The 21,063-nt window shown below is 43.1% G+C and carries 14 protein-coding genes, 1 rRNA gene and 2 pseudogenes; 8 read left to right on the forward strand and 9 right to left on the reverse strand.

The window, feature by feature from the left end; genetic code table 11:
• Positions 1-337, reverse strand: a 16S ribosomal RNA gene (locus tag KTR07_RS18710); the annotation flags it as partial.
• A gap of 7 nt (positions 338-344) precedes the next feature.
• Between KTR07_RS18710 and KTR07_RS18715 the strand changes: the two genes are divergently transcribed.
• Together KTR07_RS18715 and KTR07_RS18720 are read left to right on the forward strand one after the other, a co-directional pair.
• Positions 345-656, forward strand: a complete 312-nt coding sequence (locus tag KTR07_RS18715) for a hypothetical protein (RefSeq protein ID WP_254306562.1) — start codon at positions 345-347, stop codon at positions 654-656.
• A 1,172-nt stretch (positions 657-1,828) separates the two neighbouring features.
• Positions 1,829-2,011 carry a hypothetical protein gene (locus tag KTR07_RS18720; protein WP_147338176.1) on the forward strand — a complete coding sequence of 61 codons (183 nt, stop codon included), beginning with the start codon at positions 1,829-1,831 and terminating at the stop codon, positions 2,009-2,011.
• 353 nt (positions 2,012-2,364) lie between these two features.
• On the opposite strand, the gene KTR07_RS18725 is transcribed toward KTR07_RS18720, so the two are convergent.
• A complete protein-coding gene (locus tag KTR07_RS18725) occupies positions 2,365-2,889 on the reverse strand; it encodes a hypothetical protein (protein ID WP_117981434.1) in 525 nt (174 codons plus the stop codon).
• Positions 2,890-3,050: 161 nt separating this feature from the next.
• Here KTR07_RS18725 and KTR07_RS18730 point away from each other — a divergent pair, with 161 nt between their 5' ends.
• Positions 3,051-4,259: a hexokinase gene (locus KTR07_RS18730; protein WP_117981433.1), complete on the forward strand. Its 1,209-nt coding sequence runs from the start codon at positions 3,051-3,053 to the stop codon at positions 4,257-4,259.
• A 205-nt stretch (positions 4,260-4,464) separates the two neighbouring features.
• Here KTR07_RS18730 and KTR07_RS18735 read toward each other — a convergent pair whose 3' ends face one another.
• Positions 4,465-7,398: a discoidin domain-containing protein gene (locus tag KTR07_RS18735; protein ID WP_117981432.1), complete on the reverse strand. Its 2,934-nt coding sequence runs from the start codon at positions 7,396-7,398 to the stop codon at positions 4,465-4,467.
• An 89-nt stretch (positions 7,399-7,487) separates the two neighbouring features.
• The gene (locus KTR07_RS18740) at positions 7,488-8,828 is read right to left on the reverse strand and encodes a sigma-54 dependent transcriptional regulator (RefSeq protein WP_055221861.1); all 1,341 of its coding nucleotides are present in this window, start codon (positions 8,826-8,828) and stop codon (positions 7,488-7,490) included.
• 127 nt (positions 8,829-8,955) lie between these two features.
• Here KTR07_RS18740 and KTR07_RS18745 point away from each other — a divergent pair.
• The 3 genes and pseudogenes from KTR07_RS18745 to KTR07_RS18750 all read left to right on the forward strand — a co-directional run.
• Positions 8,956-10,618 (forward strand): annotated as a pseudogene (locus tag KTR07_RS18745) (FAD-dependent oxidoreductase); the annotation flags it as partial.
• Between the two features lie 92 nt (positions 10,619-10,710).
• Positions 10,711-11,436, forward strand: a pseudogene (locus tag KTR07_RS28785) (DsrE/DsrF/DrsH-like family protein); the annotation flags it as partial.
• A 30-nt stretch (positions 11,437-11,466) separates the two neighbouring features.
• Positions 11,467-11,835, forward strand: a complete 369-nt coding sequence (locus KTR07_RS18750) for a winged helix DNA-binding protein (protein ID WP_032850774.1) — start codon at positions 11,467-11,469, stop codon at positions 11,833-11,835.
• A gap of 98 nt (positions 11,836-11,933) precedes the next feature.
• On the opposite strand, the gene KTR07_RS18755 is transcribed toward KTR07_RS18750, so the two are convergent.
• Positions 11,934-13,238, reverse strand: a complete 1,305-nt coding sequence (locus KTR07_RS18755) for a S28 family serine protease (protein WP_055301269.1) — start codon at positions 13,236-13,238, stop codon at positions 11,934-11,936.
• A gap of 133 nt (positions 13,239-13,371) precedes the next feature.
• Here KTR07_RS18755 and KTR07_RS18760 point away from each other — a divergent pair, with 133 nt between their 5' ends.
• Both KTR07_RS18760 and KTR07_RS18765 read left to right on the forward strand, forming a co-directional pair.
• Positions 13,372-14,004, forward strand: a complete 633-nt coding sequence (locus KTR07_RS18760; protein ID WP_008763637.1) for a DUF4136 domain-containing protein — start codon at positions 13,372-13,374, stop codon at positions 14,002-14,004.
• Between the two features lie 15 nt (positions 14,005-14,019).
• A complete protein-coding gene (locus KTR07_RS18765; protein ID WP_055221726.1) occupies positions 14,020-14,646 on the forward strand; it encodes a porin family protein in 627 nt (208 codons plus the stop codon).
• A gap of 71 nt (positions 14,647-14,717) precedes the next feature.
• Here the strand turns inward: KTR07_RS18765 and KTR07_RS18770 are convergent, their stop codons facing one another.
• The 4 genes from KTR07_RS18770 to KTR07_RS18785 form a co-directional block, all read right to left on the reverse strand.
• Positions 14,718-17,723 (reverse strand): glycoside hydrolase family 3 N-terminal domain-containing protein, encoded by a 3,006-nt coding sequence (locus tag KTR07_RS18770; protein WP_117981430.1) that lies wholly within the window; start codon positions 17,721-17,723, stop codon positions 14,718-14,720.
• Positions 17,720-18,523: a bifunctional UDP-sugar hydrolase/5'-nucleotidase gene (locus KTR07_RS18775; RefSeq protein ID WP_254306563.1), complete on the reverse strand. Its 804-nt coding sequence runs from the start codon at positions 18,521-18,523 to the stop codon at positions 17,720-17,722. The genes KTR07_RS18770 and KTR07_RS18775 overlap by 4 nt, the downstream gene beginning before the upstream one ends.
• Before the next feature lie 119 nt (positions 18,524-18,642).
• Positions 18,643-19,446, reverse strand: a complete 804-nt coding sequence (locus KTR07_RS18780) for a 5'-nucleotidase C-terminal domain-containing protein (RefSeq protein ID WP_181981946.1) — start codon at positions 19,444-19,446, stop codon at positions 18,643-18,645.
• A 474-nt stretch (positions 19,447-19,920) separates the two neighbouring features.
• Positions 19,921-21,015: an OmpA family protein gene (locus tag KTR07_RS18785; RefSeq protein ID WP_008763632.1), complete on the reverse strand. Its 1,095-nt coding sequence runs from the start codon at positions 21,013-21,015 to the stop codon at positions 19,921-19,923.
• Positions 21,016-21,063: the final 48 nt, after the last annotated feature.

Genomic DNA, 21,063 nt, shown 5'->3' on the forward strand with positions numbered 1-21,063 from the left:
CGTGTCTCAGTTCCAATGTGGGGGACCTTCCTCTCAGAACCCCTATCCATCGAAGGTTTGGTGAGCCGTTACCTCACCAACTGCCTAATGGAACGCATCCCCATCGATAACCGAAATTCTTTAATAATAAGACCATGCGGTCTAATTATGCCATCGGGTATTAATCTTTCTTTCGAAAGGCTATCCCCGAGTTATCGGCAGGTTGGATACGTGTTACTCACCCGTGCGCCGGTCGCCATCTCCAGTTTGCAAGCAAACTGAAATGCTGCCCCTCGACTTGCATGTGTTAAGCCTGTAGCTAGCGTTCATCCTGAGCCAGGATCAAACTCTTCATTGTAAAAGTATTGTTAATCAGCATTGCTGCTGCTTTTTGCTCTGTTCAGGATGCCGTACAATTTATTGATTTCATTAATACCTTGCGTCTCACACATATTACTATATATAAGACAAGTATTGACGGTTCTATTTTTTCTTGTACTACTTGTATTGTTTATCAATATTTCAAAGAACATCTTGCTTTCGTTTTAAAAGCGGGTGCAAAGGTAAGAGGTTTTATTTTAACTACCAAATATTTTCGGAAGTTTTTTCGTTTTTCTTTTTATATCATTTCTCAGGCTCTCTTGCGAAAGGGAAAGAAGGTAAAGAAGAAAAATTAAACGCCTTTTCTTTGCGAATCGGACTGCAAAGATAAGAACTTTAAACTTTATCTTCCAAACTTTATCGGAAGTTTTTTTGTTCTTATGTTTAAGCAGACCCTTGCTTTTACACTAAGTCAATTTATCAAGGCTTTCTTCTCTTGGAAAGCGGGTGCAAAAGTACGCCCTTTTCAAATATACTCCAAACTTAAACCACTCTTTTTTTGAATTATTTTTGAAAAGACTCGCTAAAGCGTTGAGTTATAAGGATGTTGTAGAACATGTTTTTCTCGGATGTAGGAGGAAAGGCCGAAAGGGGTACACCTTATTATATTCACACGCGCGTTAGGCAGGCGAGCGCAGGCGTATACATCAGGGAAATGAAGAGGAAATAGGGGGAATATAGAGGAAGGACAAAGGAAACGCAGGCCGGGAATCCAAAGAAAAGGAAAAAAGATGGAGGAAAAGGGAGAAAAGAGGATGGAGTAAAAGGAAATATCTGATTCATGGAATAGTCTGTTATATAAAAACACTGGTGAGATAACGGAGGTTACATACAGTAGAAAGGAGGGTATATACAGTAAAGAGGGGAGCCCTGGAAGTTGAAAGTAGCTGTCATGAGTAGTCACACAGCTTGTTGCATGTCTCTAAAATGCTTTTCCCATTTTTCCGTTGAACCCTTGAAAATACAGATAGTATAAATATGTGCAATAATTATTTTTTTCAGTTTCAAAAGTATTATACTGTCTTGTAAAGATATGAATTATTTCTTAAACTACAAATAACCCTGTTGTATGTTTTAAAATCAAAAATATGAATCAGCAGTTGAATCAAAATTATACTGAAATGATTCAAATCAGTTAAGACATGAACACAAACTCTATAACATTACCGATAGAACTATATACATCTAGATATCAATAACTTATAGTTTCCTGTTATTTCCTTAAATGGAAACTGTCGTTTCCCGGTGAGGGAACGGGCGTTCCTTTTAATGGAAACGACAGTTCCTTTTAAAGGGAACGGACGTTTCCTCCGAGGAAACTAACGCTTGCTGCGGGAATACACAATTATAAGTAGCAAAGATATAATATTAAGCAGCATCTACACAATATAAATAGCAACTACATGATATAAGCAGGAGACTTTCCAAAACAACGACCGGTGAGATTTACCTGAAAGCACGATTGTAAATGCGAACGGTATCGCACCAGATGGAAAAGCTGTCATTACTAAAAATGAAAGTGACATCTGTGCTTGGTAACGGAAGGGATGGTACTTTATATTACTATGAGAGAAGTTTGAACGGACAACTGCAGGAACCTGACATACAACAGTACATACAGGAACACAATCGCAGCGGTCATCTCAATTAACCCGTTCCTGAAGGAAGAAAACCGCTGTTTAAGGAAGCATTAAATCATTTACAGGTCAAGAATGAATGAGTTATCAGCTATTAAAGGCTGATTTCTCAATTATTAATAACTGGGATATCAATCATTAATAGTTGACACCTCAGACGTTAACATCCTGTAAATCAAAAGATAACATCAAACAAATGACGGGCAATGACATATGGAAGAGTGAGAGCAAAAACTTGCTCTCACTCCTGCTACCACACTTGCTACCATACCGAAAACCACGATGAATAAAGGCATACAGACAATTTGTTAGAGCATGAGAGCAAAAGTCGCGTTGAATTCCTGTGGAGGATAAATATAGACGGTTATCATATTAAGCAAAAAATGGTAAAAAAGAGTAGGAAATAAATGATAGTACATAAGATACCCATTCCGATCCCCGTGATTTTTGTTTTAACTGTAATATCAACAGAATCTATTTGCTTGATTTTGAACAACTTTCTTTCTACCACAAAGAATACTGTAGAGTACAAAAGTGGAAGAATATAAAAGACTACTGGATTTAACTCTATAAAAATGGCATAAAACGGAAACATAGCTCTAAAAAAGACCATAAACACCAATGCCTGCGTTAAAATCCAATATATCTTTTTATTTTTCCAATAACTGATTCCTGTCAGTATAACAATTATCCAGAAAAATGCCGGACAAAACACATTCTCTTTATACTTACAAAAATCAGCAAGCCCCCCATACAGTGCATCAGCTTCGGCCATAGAATACAAAGTACGATAGTCATGAATCTCCAAACAGAGAAAAATGACTCCTGCAATAATTTCTATATAAGGAATCAATTTTAGTATATTCTTTTTAACTGGAGACCGCTCTTTCATGTATCAAATTATTTTTCAAACAAATATAGTTTTTATTAATTGAAAAAACAAATACATAATTATCAGATACAGGCAAATAAAGATTGGGCATTTCCGAGCAAAATCCACCTTCAGTTGTTATTCAAAGACAAGGATATTTTATACTCTAAAAAGTCAATGTCATGGAAAAAAACATTTTTAAGCTAGATAATGAACAGCTCAAAGCGATTGTATGCTCATTTCGGGATAAAACAGAAGAAGGGTTAAAAACGGAAAATGCAGAGATACAATGCATTCCTACTTTCATTACTCCAAAAACAACCCATATTAAAGGAAAGTCACTGGTACTTGACCTGGGAGGAACCAATTATCGGGTGGCAATCGTAGATTTCGACAGGGAAACGCCAGCCGTTCACCCGAACAATGGCTGGAAAAAAGATATGTCAATTATGAAGTCCGTCGGATATACCCGCGAAGAGTTATTCAAAGAATTGGCCGATATGATTATAGGAATCAAACGTGAGGAAGAAATGCCTATCGGTTATTGTTTCTCTTATCCGGCCGAGTCCGTACCGGGTGGAGACGCCAAACTGTTACGCTGGACAAAAGGAGTAGATATTAAAGAAATGGTTGGAGAATTTATCGGAAAACCTTTACTCGACTATCTGAATGAAAGAAACAAAATTAAGTTTACAGACATCAAGGTAGTAAACGATACTATAGCCAGTTTATTCGCAGGTCTCACAGATAATAGTTATGACGCATATATCGGTCTCATCGTAGGGACAGGAACCAATATGGCAACTTTTATCCCTGCCGATAAAATTGAAAAACTGGATCAGTCATGCAATGCACATGGATTGATTCCTGTCAATCTGGAATCAGGCAATTTCCATCCGCCCTTTCTGACCGCGGTAGATGATACCGTTGACGCTATTTCCGGTAATCCGGGAAAGCAACGTTTTGAGAAAGCGGTATCCGGTATGTATCTGGGAGACATACTGAAAACAGCCTTTCCGCTGGAAGAGTTCGAAGAGAAATTCGACGCACAGAAGCTGACTTCTATTATGAATTACCCGGACATCTACAAGGATGTATATGTACAAGTAGCACAATGGATTTATGGCAGATCCGCACAATTGGTTGCCGCCTCACTGACCGGGCTTATCATGTTACTGAAATCCTATAATAAGGATATACGAAAAGTTTGCCTGGTAGCCGAAGGCAGTCTTTTCTGGAGTGAAAACAGGAAGGATAAAAACTATAACATTCTCGTTATGGAAAAACTAAGAGAACTACTTCAGTTATTCGGCCTGGAAGATATTGAAGTGGATATAAAAAGTATGAATAACGCAAACCTGATAGGGACAGGCATTGCGGCATTATCATAGTTTACTCCTGATGCTGTCGGCATCCGCACAATTCTATGAGGCATTTTAATGTAGCGGATTCATCAGTAAACTTTTCTTAAAGTTATGATGAATCACGACTACATTTGAAAAATCATAGACAAACACAAAGACTGGTAAAACCAAGTCATAAAACCGATGCTGCTACAACCGTGTTTACCTCGTTTAAAGAAATGTCCACCCGATATTATTTATTATAAGGAATCACACTTAAACTATAATTACCATCAGGCAACAAATCCGAATCAAATTCTATTTCAATATCTTTAGACTCTCCTTTCAACAATGTGAAATAATTATCGTTCATCAGAGCAGGTAATATACGCTCACCATCAGAAGAGCGAATAGCCTGTACGTGAACAGCAAAAGCGACTGATGATCCCACATTTTCAATCTTTGCTTTAATCACTTTCTTACCATTACTATCCACTAAACTCGATGTTGTACGCAATTTGGCTTTCGGCAAATTATTCAATGCTTTATAGTCTCCCGGTTTATTGGAACGCCAATAAAAGTTATCAGAAAGCAGTTGCCCGTTTTCATCGTTCAGTTCCAACTTGATGAAATGCACAGGAGTCAAATCCGTTGGCTTCTTTTTTCTACCATATAATTCAAATTCATAAAGTGAATATCCCCACATAGTAGCCTGTTTTAACCCTTGCATTTTCACATAACGAGTACGAACAGGTTTTATCTTAATCTCTTCGACACCGCCTTTAGAGTCCTCATTGATATAAATTTCTTTCCAGTTTATTGCATCATCCGAAATCAACAGTTTATAAGCTTTTGCATGAGCAGCCTCCCAGTTCAATATGACAGAGGCTATTTCAGTAGGTTCACCCAGATCAACATAAATCCATTCTTCATCACGGGGTTCACTCGCCCAACGACTGCCATCACTGGCATCAATCGCGGCACTTGGCTCTCCGGCATCTACCGAAATGGAGGAAGCAACCGCTTTCTTACCGAAAGCAAGGTTGTCTGTTGTAAAATTCAGATGGAAACAATAGGAATCCTTATTAGCGGCGGCATCCAAAACTACAGACTGGCTATAACGCCCCATTTCTTTCCCATCCAGATTATAGACTTTACCTGTAGCCGTAAGCCCTTTCTGCTCTTTCAAAGTGGTATTGATCACTTTTACACTATTATCAGCATAACTCCACTGAATATGAACCGGTTCACACGCCTTTCTGATTCCCCAGTAAGCCCCGGTCAAGTCATAATAATAATCATAGGTTTGCCATACCAATGAAGGATAAGCCGACTGCCCCATCCAAGTCAATATGCCGGAAGCATCTTCCCAAATATGATGTTGAAAGCCTTCGTACATCGCTTTATTCACCTCAACATTCACTAATTGAGCTTTCCGGCAAAAATCTTCAATACCTTTCGCTTTACCATAATTGAACTCTACGGTAGAGAAATATTTGTCGGGACTGGCGTTCCCCGCCGAATTGCCAAAGAAATGCTTGTCCCACATTTCATTACGTGGCCACCAATCTTTTTCGGGCATAAATTTCTTAAAGCTATCGAAAGTAGTAAAGACAGCTGTACCTATTTCTGTACGGAATCCCCATCCTTTGGTTATGTTGGCACCATATCCATAAGGGGCTTTGGTAAAATACCAGTTAGGATGAGAGTTAGTCCAAGGTCCACTCCCGGAAAGGCCGTCACTATGGGAATTGGCATGATAGGCACGATCTCCCCCATCGTATGTTCTAACGTCTTCCTCCAGCCACTTATTAAGAGGCGGTAACGGATATCCCTCATTATCACCACACCATACTGCAATACAAGCATGATTACGCAAACGCTTGATCTTTTCCACTGCATTCATATTGAAAGCAAAAACATCATCCGGAAGATTCGAGTTTGAATTTAACCAGAAGTCGTCCCACACCATAATGCCGTATTTATCGCAAGCTTCATAAAACTCATCATCCGTAACAGAACCGATCCAATTGCGTATCATATTAAAATGCATCTCATTGTGAAGTTTCAATTTAAGATCATATTCTTCACCCCGACAACGCAACATATATTCGCTCATTCCCCAGTTTCCTCCTTTTACATAAACAGGTTCACCATTTATTTTAAGATGAAGCACACCGTCAACCAGCTCGGAACCGTATTCACGAATACCAAATGTAATATTCTGTTTATCAGAAGCCTTACCATTCACCATATAAGTCAGTTCGCAGGTATAAAGATTTGGCTGTCCATAACCATTAGGCCACCACAAAGCAGGATTCTGAATTATAAATTGACTGAACTTGCTATCATCCAGAAGAAAAGTCCGCTGCTTGCCTGCCTCAATTACCAAATCTTCGGTAAATTCAATGTTGCCCGGCTGAATGATACCTTTCAGCACTCCTTTCTGCTCTATATCTGTATGATTCCGTAGTTCCAGCTGCAAGCTTAAAACCGCTTTGTTTTTAGAAGGAACTTTCGAACGTATCCAAGGATCGACGATAGACACTTCGCCGGTTTTTGTCAAATAGACGTCGTCAGTAATACCAGTCAAAAGACCAGGAACATAAGGCATCCAATCCCAGCCGGCACATGACATATAAGTAGGACTTGCATAATTGGGAACCGGAGTGCCTACCCAATGCACAAGGACGGCAAGCACATTCTTACCATCTTTTGACAGCAAATCGGTTATATCGAAATTCCCCCGATGCATAAATCCATCAAGCAATCCGAGACGCGTCCCATTAAAGAATATTTCTCCTTTACGGTTAACCCCTTCAAAATTTAGCCATACCCTTTCTCCGTTTTCCACCTCCGGCGAATTAAACTCTGTACGATACCAGAAGTTACGGTCATATTTTGCTTTATCGACTTTATATGCATTATCAGCAAAATTCGGATCAGGCTCCAGTCCTTCTAATACATACGAACCAAACACCGTTCCCGGCACAGTTGCTTTGACCCAATCCCTCGTGTCATATCGGGTAGTCATCATATCAGAAGGATGCTCTATTTCTGCCTGAGCTTTCACTTTCCATATCGTCAGATTTCCATCACTATTCAATGAAATTTTTACTTTTTGTGCATGAACGGTGATACCAGTAAATAATAAAACAAGTAACAGTGTAGTCTTCCAAATATTCATATCTTCTATTTCTTTTTCACATTACAGATCAGTATATGAACGATTAATCGCTCATATACCCCTAAAAAAGAAATCAGATAGTCATATTATTATATTTTGTATTCCTCTATCTTCCTGTACAAAGTGGTAAGACCGATTTTCAGCAAGCGGGCAGTTTCCGTCTTGTTGCCTTTCGTATATTCCAGGACGCGTGCAATATGCCTTCGTTCCATAGCAGCCAGTTCAAAACTACCGATAGTATCATCCGAACATTCATAATGAGTATTCTGAATCTCCAGCGGAAGATCGCACACATCCAGGTGCCCGCCTTCGCAGACAATCAGACTCCGTTCTATCACATTCCGCAATTCACGGATATTTCCTTTCCAGGGTTGCTGTTCCAACGCATGAAGAAAAGCAGGTGTCATCTCACTGACCGTATACGAAAGTTTCTCGGAAAAGCTCTTTGCAAAGGCAGTGGCAAGAATTCTGATATCACCGGTACGTTCGCGAAGTGCCGGCAGATGTACCTGAAATACCGAAAGACGATAAAACAGGTCTTCACGGAAACGTCCCGCCTTGATTTCCTCTGTCAGATTGCGGTTGGTAGCAGCAATAATACGAACATTCACGTGCGTCGGTTTCGTATCTCCTATCTTTATATATTCGCCTGTTTCGAGAATACGCAGCAATTTGGCCTGTAGTTCAAAAGCCATTTCTCCGATTTCATCCAAAAAGATCGTACCGTTGTTGGCTTCTTCGAAGAGTCCTTTCTTGTCCTTCAAAGCTCCGGTGAAGGACCCGGCTTTATGCCCGAACATTTCACTCTCCAGCAGTTCCTTACTGAAAGACGAACAGTTCACGGCAACAAAGCTCTGTTTGCTCCGCTTGCTATTATAATGTATGGCTTGTGCAAATACTTCTTTTCCGGTCCCCGTTTCTCCGGTCAACAACACCGGCACATCAGTCACTGAAACCTTCTGTGCCAGCATAACAGCTTCTTTCAGCACTTTCGATTCTCCCAAAATGGAATCAAAAGAATATAGCTGACTGACTTTCTTTTCCAGTTTCTCTAACCGGACATTCATCTTAGCCTTCTCAACGGCACGACTGATCAGAGGGATAATCTTATTATTATCGTCTCCTTTGGTTATATAATCAAATGCACCGTTCTTGATTGCCTGCACTCCGTCGGGTATATTACCGTGAGCGGTAAGAAGAATGACTTCCACATTCGGAGCTGTTTTTTTAATGTTCAGCACCAGATCGACCCCGTTTCCATCGGGAAGAAAGACATCACACAAAGCCACATCCGGCTGTTGAATTTCCAACTGTCTGATAGCTGCCTTGCAATCACCCGCCTGACACACCTCATAACCCTCCAGTCCGAGCATACGAGCCAACAGGCTACGAATCTGAACCTCATCGTCAATGATAAGAATTTTACTCATAATTAATTTATAAAAAATGAAGAAAGACAAACAGGGTGCGCAAATATAAGTCTTTTTTCTATGATCCGAGAACAATTCTCCCTACTTTATTGTTATTTCCACAGGAAACTATTTACGCAACAAACTTATGAAGATCATTATTATTGGAGGCGTTGCCGGAGGAGCTACCACTGCTGCCCGGATCAGACGCACAAACGAAGCAGCTGAAATCATCCTTTTAGAAAAAGGAAAGTATATCTCTTATGCCAATTGCGGACTGCCGTATTACATCGGAGGCGTGATCAAAGAACGGGAAAAACTGTTTGTACAGACGCCCGAAGCATTTTCTACGCGCTTTCGTGTAGACGTACGAACTGAAAATGAAGTAATCTTCATCGACCGGAAGAGAAAAACAGTAACGGTGAGACAAAGTAGCGGAGACACTTATGAGGAAAGCTACGACAAATTACTGATATCGACCGGAGCCTCCCCTGTGCGTCCTCCCCTGCCGGGAATCGACCTGAACGGAATCTTCACACTCAGGAATGTAGCCGACACAGACCGAATCAAAGAATATATCAACAGTCATGCTCCCCGAAAGGCTGTTGTCATCGGAGCCGGATTTATCGGGCTGGAAATGGCAGAGAACCTGCACGCACAAGGAGCTAAAGTTTCTATTGTGGAAATGGGCAATCAAGTGATGGCTCCCATCGACTTCTCCATGGCATCCCTTGTACACCAGCATTTGATGGACAAAGGAGTAAACCTGTATCTGGAACAGGCAGTAGCCTCTTTCGAAAGAGACGGAAAAGGACTGAAAGTCATCTTCAAGAACGGACAGTCCATCTCTGCCGACATCGTTATCCTTTCCATCGGCGTACGTCCGGAAACGACACTGGCACGTGCCGCAGAACTGAAGATCGGCGAAGCCGGAGGAATCGCCGTCAACGACTACCTGCAAACGTCGGACGAATCGATTTACGCCATCGGTGACGCTATCGAATTCCGCCACCCAATCACCGGAAAACCGTGGCTCAATTACCTTGCCGGTCCCGCCAATCGTCAGGGACGAATTGTCGCAGACAACATTCAGGGAGCACACATCCCTTATGAAGGAGCCATCGGAACTTCCATTGCAAAAGTATTCGACATGACTGTTGCTTCTACCGGATTACCCGGCAAACGATTGCGGCAGGCAGAAATCAATTATATGTCTTCGACCATCCATCCGTCCTCTCACGCAGGATATTACCCGGATGCCATGCCGATGAGTATAAAAATCACTTTCGACCCGAAGACAGGTAAACTGTACGGCGGACAGATCGTCGGCTATGACGGTGTAGACAAACGAATTGACGAAATCGCGCTTGTCATCAAGCATGAAGGTACCATCTATGATCTGATGAAAGTGGAGCAGGCTTACGCCCCTCCGTTCTCTTCAGCTAAAGATCCGGTAGCCGTTGCAGGATACGTAGCCGAAAACATCATAACAGGGAAAGTACAACCCGTCTATTGGAGACAGTTGAGGGATATCGAGATGGAAAACAATTTCCTGCTGGATGTACGTACTCCTGACGAATTCTCGCTCAATACACTGCCGGGTGCAGTGAACATTCCGCTGGACGAACTGCGTGACCGGCTGGATGAACTGCCGAAAGACAAGATGATCTATACATTCTGTGCCGTCGGCCTCAGAGGATACCTTGCTTATCGCATTCTGGTACAGCATGGATTTGAAAAGGTACGCAACCTTTCCGGAGGATTGAAAACATACCACGCTGCCGCAGCACCCATCATTCTGAGAGAAGAAAGTGAGAACGAAGTACCTGCGCAACCGAACGCAAACATACAACAGTCGGCAGATGCGCAACCTCAAAAGACAGTTTCACCAGTTGAAGCAGTGAAGACAATCCGTGTAGACGCTTGCGGACTGCAATGTCCGGGTCCGATTCTGAAAATGAAAAAGACAATGGATTCGCTGGTTTCCGGCGACCGGGTAGAAATTACCTCAACCGATCCGGGATTCCCGCGTGATGCTGCCGCATGGTGCAACTCGACAGGAAATCAGTTGATTTCCAAAGAGGCGGCCGGAGGAAAATCTGTAGTAGTGATCGAAAAGGGCGAACCTAAATCCTGCAATATTGTTACCTCCTGTGAAGGCAAAGGAAAAACTTTCATCATGTTCAGTGATGATTTAGACAAAGCTTTAGCTACCTTTGTGCTCGCTAATGGCGCAGCTGCCACCGGACAAAAGGTAACGATCTTTTTCACCTTCTGGGGACTGAACGTTATCAAGAAGCTGCATAAGCCGAACGTCGAAAAAGATATCTTTGGAAAAATGTTCGGCATGATGCTCCCTTCCAGTTCCCGAAAGCTGAAACTCTCTAAAATGAGCATGGGAGGAATAGGAGGAAAAATGATGCGGTACATCATGAACCGGAAAGGAATCGACTCTCTGGAGTCCTTACGCCAACAAGCTCTGGAGAACGGTGTGGAATTTATCGCCTGCCAAATGTCCATGGACGTCATGGGAGTGAAACAGGAAGAACTTCTGGACGAAGTGACAATAGGCGGAGTAGCAACATACATGGAACGGGCGGATAATGCAAATATCAACCTGTTTATATAGAAAAAGAACAAACAAAAAAACAAGTAGCATATGAAGACAATATGTGTAATGCGCGATGTATTCAAAGCAATGGCAAGATTTGAAGATGCATTTGAAAAAGTGTATCAGGTATCATTAAATGAAGCAATGATATTATGTGCCCTGCAAGAAGCCTCGCCCAATAATATGACGGCCACGAGCCTGTCCAAACGAACCGAGCTGACACCCTCTCACGCTTCAAAGATGCTCCGGATTCTGGAAGAAAAAGAACTGATTGTCAGAACACTCGGGGAAGAGGACCGGAGACTGATGCAGTTCCATCTCAGCCAGAGCGGTAAAAAACTGGTCAGACAATTAGCACTCGAAAAAGTGGAAATACCGGAAGTACTGAAACCGCTGTTCGAATCGGTAGATTCCTAAATCAAGCAGCCCGATACATGTAATATCGGCTTGCAGAAGAATAAAACGGTGAACCGCCTGTATCATATATTACAGGTTGTTCACCGTTTCTTGTTTCGTCATTCTTCAAGCCACCCTCTAAGAAGAGACATCACTTTCTGCTTCTGATCTTCGGACATTGTACCGATGCGTGCAAGATGACTGCCTCCCGGCTCTACAAAGACATGAATATTCTTTTTATTCTTTAGCCAGGTTACTCCGGCAGCTGTCCAGGGATCATTCTGACCATAGATAAAAATCATCTTCGGATCGTTCTTCTTCAAGAACCGCACAATCTTATTGCTCAGTGTCTTATCGAATTTCATCTTCCGCATATCTTCCGGCAGCATCAGTCGTCGCAGATAATCCTTGCTGGTCTTTATAGAAAGGTAAGGTTTAAAAGGAGCGATATCGTATCCATAATACCCCAATTCGCGGGCAGCCTGCACGAAGAAAGAAAGAGTCGGGCTATCTACTATAAAATAAGAAGGTCCACTGATTGCCAGCAAATGATCCAGCAGTGTATCGTCAGAAGCCGAAGTTTCCGGTATACTACGGATATCCGTTCCCCATTGCCAGATAGAGAAAGAGTATTCCAACACACAGAAATCGTATATTTCTTCCAGAGGAGCGCGGAATGTATAGTTCTTTTCAGTACACATTTTTTCAAAACGGGGCAACAAACGGGCCTTTCGTTTCAATACTTCCAACTGGAAATCTTCTATTTTTTTCCTATCGGCTTCCGTACCTACCCGGCGGAGGAAAGGTTCGTGCCGGCCATCTTCACGCGCATAACAAAGAGGAGCAACATAAGGCACGGAAACATCCACATCGTCGGGGAAGAAAACACGGTATAATAAGGAGGTCTGCCCACCCTTGCTGATCCCCGTACTGATCCATTTGCCAGGATATAAAGTCTTGAAAGCGGTTGTCACGGCATGCAAATCCTCGGCAGAATTTTCTGCGGTCAGGTATTGCCAGTCGCACGGTTCGGGAGTGGATTCCAGAAAGTAGCGGTGCTCCACAAAGATCATATTGGCATCGAACAATTCAGAAAGTTCTTCCCGATAAGTGGGGCGCAAAGCATACCCTGCCCCATATCCTTCAGTAACAATCACTGTGGGACGGTCATAACCGACGTGCCCCACAATCACCCGCTGGCGGAAACTTCCCTTTTCGGGATGTCGATGATCCAGCGGCTGAGTCAGGTACATTACATACTTTTCCGGGAAGCGGCTGGTGTCGAGCGACTTTATTCCGCTGACGGACTTATTTTTTTCGATCTTCTGAATAAACGATTCCTGCGCCGACAATGAGACGGGCGCAACTGCGATCAGCAGCACGATTGAGAACCATACGAAAAGAGGTATCCGAATATGTTTCATAAGCATTTGAGTGTTAATTTTCTCGCAAAGATAATCATTTGCACGAACCTTTTTACACATTTCTTGTTGTTTGTAACAAAAGCCCCAAGGTACCAGGGCGTGATTTTTATATAACCTAAACATTATAAAAGATATGAAGAAATTAATTCCTATTTTATTGGCGGTCTTTGCACTCGCTTCTTGCGAAAAAGACCCGGACATGGGTAAGCTGGATGACAACTATCTGGTATACACTAACTACGACAAGCAAGCCAACTTCAAAGACTTCAGCACATTCTATCTGGCTGACAAAATCTTGGTTATCTCTGACAGCAAAGAACCGGAATATCTCGAAGGAGAAGGCGCTGAGCAAATTCTGGCTGCTTATACAGAAAATATGGAAGCAAAAGGTTATCAACCGGCTGCCGATAAAGAAAGTGCCGATCTTGGTATTCAGGTAAGCTACATCGCAAGTACTTATTATTTCACCGGCTACACACAACCTGAATGGTGGTGGGGATATCCCGGCTACTGGGGACCCAGCTACTGGGGTAACTGGGGCGGATGGTACTATCCGTACGCTGTGACCTACAGCTATAGCACCAACTCATTCATTACAGAAATGGTGAACCTGAAAGCAGATGAAGGTGAAGGCAAAAAACTTCCTGTAGTCTGGACAAGCTATCTGACTGGATTTGAAACAGGCTCTAAAGCTATCAACCGCACTCTTGCTATTGAAGCAGTGAACCAGTCATTCACTCAGTCACCTTATCTTACTAACAAATAAACAACTACAACTGTTATGAAAACAAGAAAGAATATATATTTCAAGGTAGTGGCGCTAGCAGCCATTGCCATCGCCTTTGCCATGCCGGCTAAGGCACAGCTATCAGACAATGGATATGCTAATATAGACTGGCAGTTCAATGTTCCATTGAGCAACAATTTTGCAGACAAAGCCAGCGGTTGGGGTATGAACTTTGAAGGTGGTTATTTCGTTACTCCTAATCTGGGTCTGGGTCTTTTCCTGAACTATCACAGCAACCACGAGTATATTCCTCGCGAAACATTCAAGATGGGTGCAGGTGACGTTACAACTGATCAGCAACACACAATGTTCCAGTTGCCTTTCGGTGCTGCCGCCCGTTACCAATGGAATCGCGGTGGAGCCGTACAACCTTATGTCAGTGCAAAATTAGGTGCTGAATATGCTAAGATCCGTTCCAACTTCAATATGTTGGAAGCCAGAGAAAACAGCTGGGGATTCTACGCTTCTCCTGAAGTAGGTGTCAATGTATTCCCTTGGGTTTACGGACCGGGCCTGCACTTTGCTCTGTACTACAGCTATGGTACCAATAAGGCTGATGTACTGCATTACAGTGTAGACGGACTGAACAACTTCGGTTTCCGCGTGGGTGTTTCATTCTAACCCGAGCAACTACTTGATTTTACATTAATAAGCAAGAGCCCCTCTACTTCGGCAGAGGGGCTCTTCATTCTTTATTTGCTTTGAATCGCTTTATAGATTGCATCCTGTATCTGTTCGCGAATTTCCAGACGGCTTAACTTCCGGTTGGTTACGTCCGGATAAATCCGGTTGCTCAGAAATACATAAACCAAGCTATTGTCGGGGTCTACCCAGGCACACGTTCCGGTAAACCCGGTATGACCATATACTTTTGCCGGTGTATGCTTTCCGCAAGGGCTCTTTTCCGGATTACGGGTATCCGGCTTGTCAAATCCAAGTCCGCGACGGCTGATTTTGGAAACTTCCGTTGTAAACAACTGGCAGGTTTCCTTGCTTAAATAACGCTGTCCGTTCAACTCACCACCGTTCAGCAACATCTGATAAACCTGTGCCACTTCACGTGCATTCGAGAACAATCCGGCATTTCCCGAAACGCCTCCCTGGAAGGCAGCAGCCTCATCATGCACAAATCCCTGAAGGGTAGTCTTACGCAAGAAGCGGTCGACAGAAGAAGGTATGACTTCCGATTTCGGAAAACGTCGCAAAGGAAGGTATCCTGTACGTTCCAGTCCCATCGGTTCATAAAATTCACGTTGCAAGTAGGCATCCATCGGCATTCCCGCAAGTTTCTCAACCAAAAGACGCAACAGGATAAAACCGACATCGCTATATCGGTAAGTTTTAGGTTTCATCGGTGCGTCTGCAATCTTCTTCTCCATTTCCTTGAAGAAAGAAGGATTCAGCCACAGACTATCACAGATTTGCAAAGTGTAATCTCCGGTTTTAACCTTTGAAACATATTCCTTTTTAAATGTAAAATTAGGATTCGCCCATGTGGAAGTTCCCAACTGCAACGGATGCCGTGCATCTTTGCGGGACATAAACAGTCTGCCTTCATAACTATCTTCATCGATGGCTTCCCGATAAAAAGCAATTCCGGGCGGCAAGCCGGATTGATGGTAAAGCAGTTCCTGAATGGTTATGTCTTTCTTGTTAGTACGCTGGAGGAAAGGCAGATAGTCTGCTATTCTGTCCGTCAGATTAAAACGTCCCTTATCGTAAAGTTTCATTAAAGCAAGCACCGTACCAGTAGTCTTGGAGAGTGAAGCCAAGTCATAGATATCGGTCGGCTGCACACGTGCGCTTCCCGTTCCGGTATGAGTACCGAATGCCTTGTCTACCATCACATGACCCTCTTTCATCACGATCACCTGGCAACCGGGATAAGCTCCCTGACGAACACCGTCCAAAGCGATCGAATCAATTCGTTGCAGGGCGACAGAAGAAAGCCCATGTTCTTCCGGAATAAAATGCAAAGGTGTTTTCGGAGTAATCGTGACGCCGTCTCCTGCCTGAAAGAGTTCTCCAAGGCTGGCCGATAATCTTCCGTCCGCCGTAGCTTTGGCAAAGAGCACATCCGCCACCTGCCGCTGCACATCTTCATTAGGGCTGTGTCCCAGCACCACTGCCGAGGCACGGGCAACCGCACGCTGTATCTGCAACATCATCTTACCCTGCGTAAAGAAAGCATAGATGACCGGAGTTTCAGTAGTAAATTTACCGAAGAAGGTCTGATAAGGTGACAGCTTCTGTTCACTTACGGCGACAATAATTCGTTTATAGGCAGCCAATGAGTCCCGTAACCGCTGATTCGCCTCTTCCGTCATACCGGGACGAAGGCGGAAACGTGACAAAGAAGTGTATTTCGACAACTGTTCCGCCAACGCATTGGTTTCACCCGCGTCACCGACTTCGAGCAATGCCATCGTTTCTTTTTGATTCGTATGCAAAGGGAGAACATGATTTTCATTATTCAGCACAGTAATCGCAGCCAGATTCAACCGGCGGATTAAATCACGTGTCTGAGGAGTATTGATCCGTTGTCCCAAACCAGACAGTTGGACAAATGGTTTCTTTTTTAGTCCGAGTACATATTTATAAGTCAGTACCTTGCGGCATTTCTCTTCAATATCTTCGCGTGTCAAGTCTCCCTTATCAATGGCATCGAGTACGGCAGCTATCTCCTCCTTCAGGTTACGGGGAGCCAGTACCATGTCATTCCCTGCCTTCAATGCCTGTAGACTGACATTTCCATTGCCCGAAACGCCTTTCATGGCAAGTGCATCCGTGAAGATCAGTCCTTTGAAAGCAAATTCTTCTGTCAGCAGATCGTATACGATATTACGGGATAAAGAAGAAGGAAGTCCGCCTATCGGTTCAATAACCGGAACTTGCAGGTGTCCGACCATCATACCGCTCAATCCGGCACGGATCGCTTCTTTAAAAGGATGGAGCTCTACACTGTCCAGACGTTCGCGAGTGAAGGGAAGTACCGGAAGTGTTTTGTGCGAGTCTACATCCGTATCACCATGTCCGGGGAAGTGCTTGCAGACGGAAAGTACGCCTCCGCTTTCCAGGCCGGAAGCATAAGCTACTACCTTATCCGCCACCCGTACGGGATCTTCACCAAAGGAACGGGTATTGATGACCGGATTCTTAGGGTTGATATTCACATCCGCCACCGGAGCAAAGTTGACTTGTACACCTAACTGTGCACATTGGCGTGCCATCTCGCGACCGTATTCATAGATTAATTTATTATCCTGAATACATCCGAGCACCATATTTCGGGGAAAGACAGGAGTACCACGCAGACGCATTGCCAGCCCCCATTCTCCGTCAAAAGTGATCATTAACGGTAACTTTGCCATGCGCTGGGCCCGATTAGTCAGTTCCGCCTGGGTCTGCATCTTCCCACCGGAAAACAGCAGTCCGCCGACTTTATAGGTATCGACGGCATCCTTCAGCAGTATCTGGTTGCGCTTGGTATCCACCGGAGCAATCGTATATATAAACAACTGGCCGACTTTCTCTTTAAGCGTCAGCTTATTCATAATGGAGTCTACCCATTGTTGACAACGGACATCTTGTTTAGCTTTATAAAGTAGTAAAGGTTCTACGGGAGTATCTATTGCTTCTCCCCTGGCCTTGACAGGAAGAAATAGCAGGATAACCAGTATATATGTTAGTAATCTCATTTTTTATTCAAGGTCAAATCTAGTCGTCCAACATAAATTCCATTCTTTCCGGTGTGCATAACGGGGACATTTTTCCCGTCTACATTGAGATAATTCTTGGGACCTTCCATAAAGGTATGAGAATGACCACCTAGAATGACATCGATATTACGGGTGTTGGCTACCAGCTTCTCATCCATCTGAATGCCCAGATGTGACAGACATACTATGACATCACATCCTTCTTCTTTCAGTTGTGCGGCAATGTCATTGGATACGGCGATCGGGTCTTTATAGATTACCCCTTCGCATTTATTGGCCTGTATCAGTCCTTCCGGCTTCGCTCCCAACCCGAAAACTCCGATCTTCAAGCCGAAACGATCCAGAATGACATAGGGCTTTACGATATCTTTGAGTACTGTGGCATCAAGATCATAGTTGGCACATACTACCGGAAACTTGGCTAATTTAAATAGACGAGCCATGTTGTCCAAACCGAAATCGAACTCGTGGTTACCGATTGTCATCGCATCGTATCCCATTTCATTCATCAGGGTGACTTCTACTTCACCTTTAAACATATTATAATAAGGAGTGCCTTGCGAGATATCGCCACAGTCGAACAGCAGTACATCCGAATTTTCTTTGCGGAACTGCTGCAGGAAACTTGCCCGACGGACAAATCCACCCTGACCGTAGTTCCGGTCGCCTTCCTGAGTCATAGGTTCAATCCGGCTGTGTACATCACTGGTTTGCAGTATGATTAGTTTTTTTATTTCCTGGGCAGTTGCCAATGCAGGTAGTAAAAGGAGGAAAAGCATCAGCCACTTTCCGGTTCTTCCTTTGAATATATTCAAGACGGAAGTTATATGATTATGAGTTGTCATAGGATACTGAGATTTCATTGTAAACCTTGGTTATTTATTCTCTTTTCATTTTTTTATTTCCGGTCGGATGCCGGAACAACGGTGATACGTCCATCCAGTTTAGAGGTAATCTTCTTGCCTGCCGCTGTCTGTTGCCTTACGTAGTCGAGGAACAGTCCGCGCAATGTCAATCCATCCGGACATTCACGCTTATCCGCGTTGACAAAGGGAGTGAGTCCGTCGTTTCCGTCCGCCAGATAGTCAATGGTAGCTACGGTATAGTCTTTGTCATCTTCGATCTCTTTTTCCTGTACGGTTGCTTTCAGAAGTTTTCCGTCTTTTGTTATTTCCAGATGTGCTCCGCTCAGTCCTTCACCGTGCAAAGAAGCTATGACTTCCATCAGTCTTTTTATTTCCGTACCTTTCATCGTCAGTACGCAGAGAGAATTTTCAAAAGGAAGTATTTCGAAAACAGCATCGACTGTGATATTACCCTGTGGAAGTATGTTGCGCAAACCGCCCATATTCATGATTCCAATATCGGCAGGATGCTTCAGTACACGCTCTGCAGAGAGTCGTAGCACTTCGGCGACCAGGTTGGAAAGCAAGCTCTCAGGACGTCCTTTGTCCATCGTCATCTCGCTGACGCCAATCACCTCATACATCATCTTATCTATTTTTTCTTTGTAGGGTTTAAGCAGGGCGGCAGCCTTTTCGTCGGGATGAGCATCCCAGGTTGAATCCATACAAATCCGGGTTCCTTCTATCTGGGCAACTTCATAATTTGCCTGAACTTCACGGGTAGATTGGCAGGAAGTGAATAGGATTAGTCCTGTCAGAATAGCTCCCGAAGTATACTTTACGTAATTTCGTTTCATCTTCTTTCTTTTGTTTATGCTACAAATGTACATTTTATATTTTAAAGTCATGCGGAAGAAGAAGAAACTTATAGCAAGTTTAGTCCTATTTCAAGGGGAATTAGCTGCAAAATGCACTTAAAAATGTTAATTGAAAGTATTCTGAGGCAGGGTTGATTTAATTAAAAAAAGGACGTTCCCAGGGAAAAAGGGGAAATTAGGAACGTCCTTTGAATAGAGTTAGCGAAAAGTCCGGTCTTTCACAAGTACAGACCTTTCCTCTCTTCACTAAAATAAACTAAGGACTATAGTGGGGAAATCCTTAGTGGGGAAAAACGACTATCAGCTTCTTCACAGGAGCGCATAATCGCAAAGTAGTCGCATTCGGTACTTACTGTATCAATGATATTTCTACACCATTAGAAATTCTTTTGTACCGATGAAGCAACATATTTTTTAGAATATCTTCTTATAATATCTTGTTAATAACTTTGTTTATTCGGCGATACAGATACTCACACGATTTTCTTCTGGTGCTTTATATGGCTGAACAGTGTCTCCTTTGGAATCAACCATAATTCTGTCAGTGGTTATTCCTTTTGCCTTCAAAGCATCCGCAACATTGCCTGCGCGTTTTTCAGACAACGACTTGTTGATTTTAGGATTGCCTGTATTTACATCGGCATAGCCTGTCACTTTAACCTTTGCAGCCGGATTGTTTTGCAGATATTCTACCAACATATCTATTTTTGACTTTTGATCGTCTTGTATCTTCGCTGAGTTCAAAGCAAAGAAGATATCCTGTTTCATTGGCTGTACTACAACTTCTTTCTTCGGCTGTGGCTGTTCTACCACGGGAACAGGCTTCGGTTGTTCCACTACTACAGGTTCTGCCTCATAATATACAGGTTTAGTTTCCGTATAGCCTTTACCGAATTTAATATTCAAACCAATGAGAGCATTGAACTGCCAGTCAGCATTTCCTGCCTTCTTTGAGTTGAACTTGTCGGACAAGACATTTGCATTACCTTCGATGTTGATGGACAAGCGATCATTCAGACGCAGATTACATCCTAAACCCATGCGCCCAGCAATGAGAAACTTTCCGTCCCGCCAAAGATATTCCATCTCATAGGTTCGTGTATCCAGTGCATTCGCCTCATCGTTATCAAAGCCACGATTTAATCCTCCTCCGAGAAAGACATAACCATTGAATACACGTTTGGGATTAAAACCACAAAACAATGTGCTAAGATCAGAAACGATGTCAATGTTACCTTGCAAATATTTGTACTGGTAATCCTGTTGCGGAGAAACCCAGCCTCCTTTTGCCTGCCATCCGCTGACACCAACACGTGCCCGCCATGCAGGAGCAAACTGATAACCTACGTTTATCGCTGCTGCAGGAGATATAAGATCACTAAACTTAGCTTCGCCAAGTGTGTGAGCAGCACCTACTTGCACTTGCATAAACCAATGAGGTTTGAATTCAGTTTTACCTTCTTCTTTTATTCTTTGTTCTTGTGCGGAAATGACTGTACTACTTAATAGTAAGGCGAATACAGGCATCCACAATTTCTTTATGTTCATGCTTATCTTTTCTTTTTAATATGATACTGCATTAACTTTATTAAAGAA

The sequence above is a fragment of the Bacteroides sp. MSK.20.82 genome, from assembly GCF_019052485.1.
Taxonomy (GTDB): domain Bacteria; phylum Bacteroidota; class Bacteroidia; order Bacteroidales; family Bacteroidaceae; genus Bacteroides; species Bacteroides thetaiotaomicron.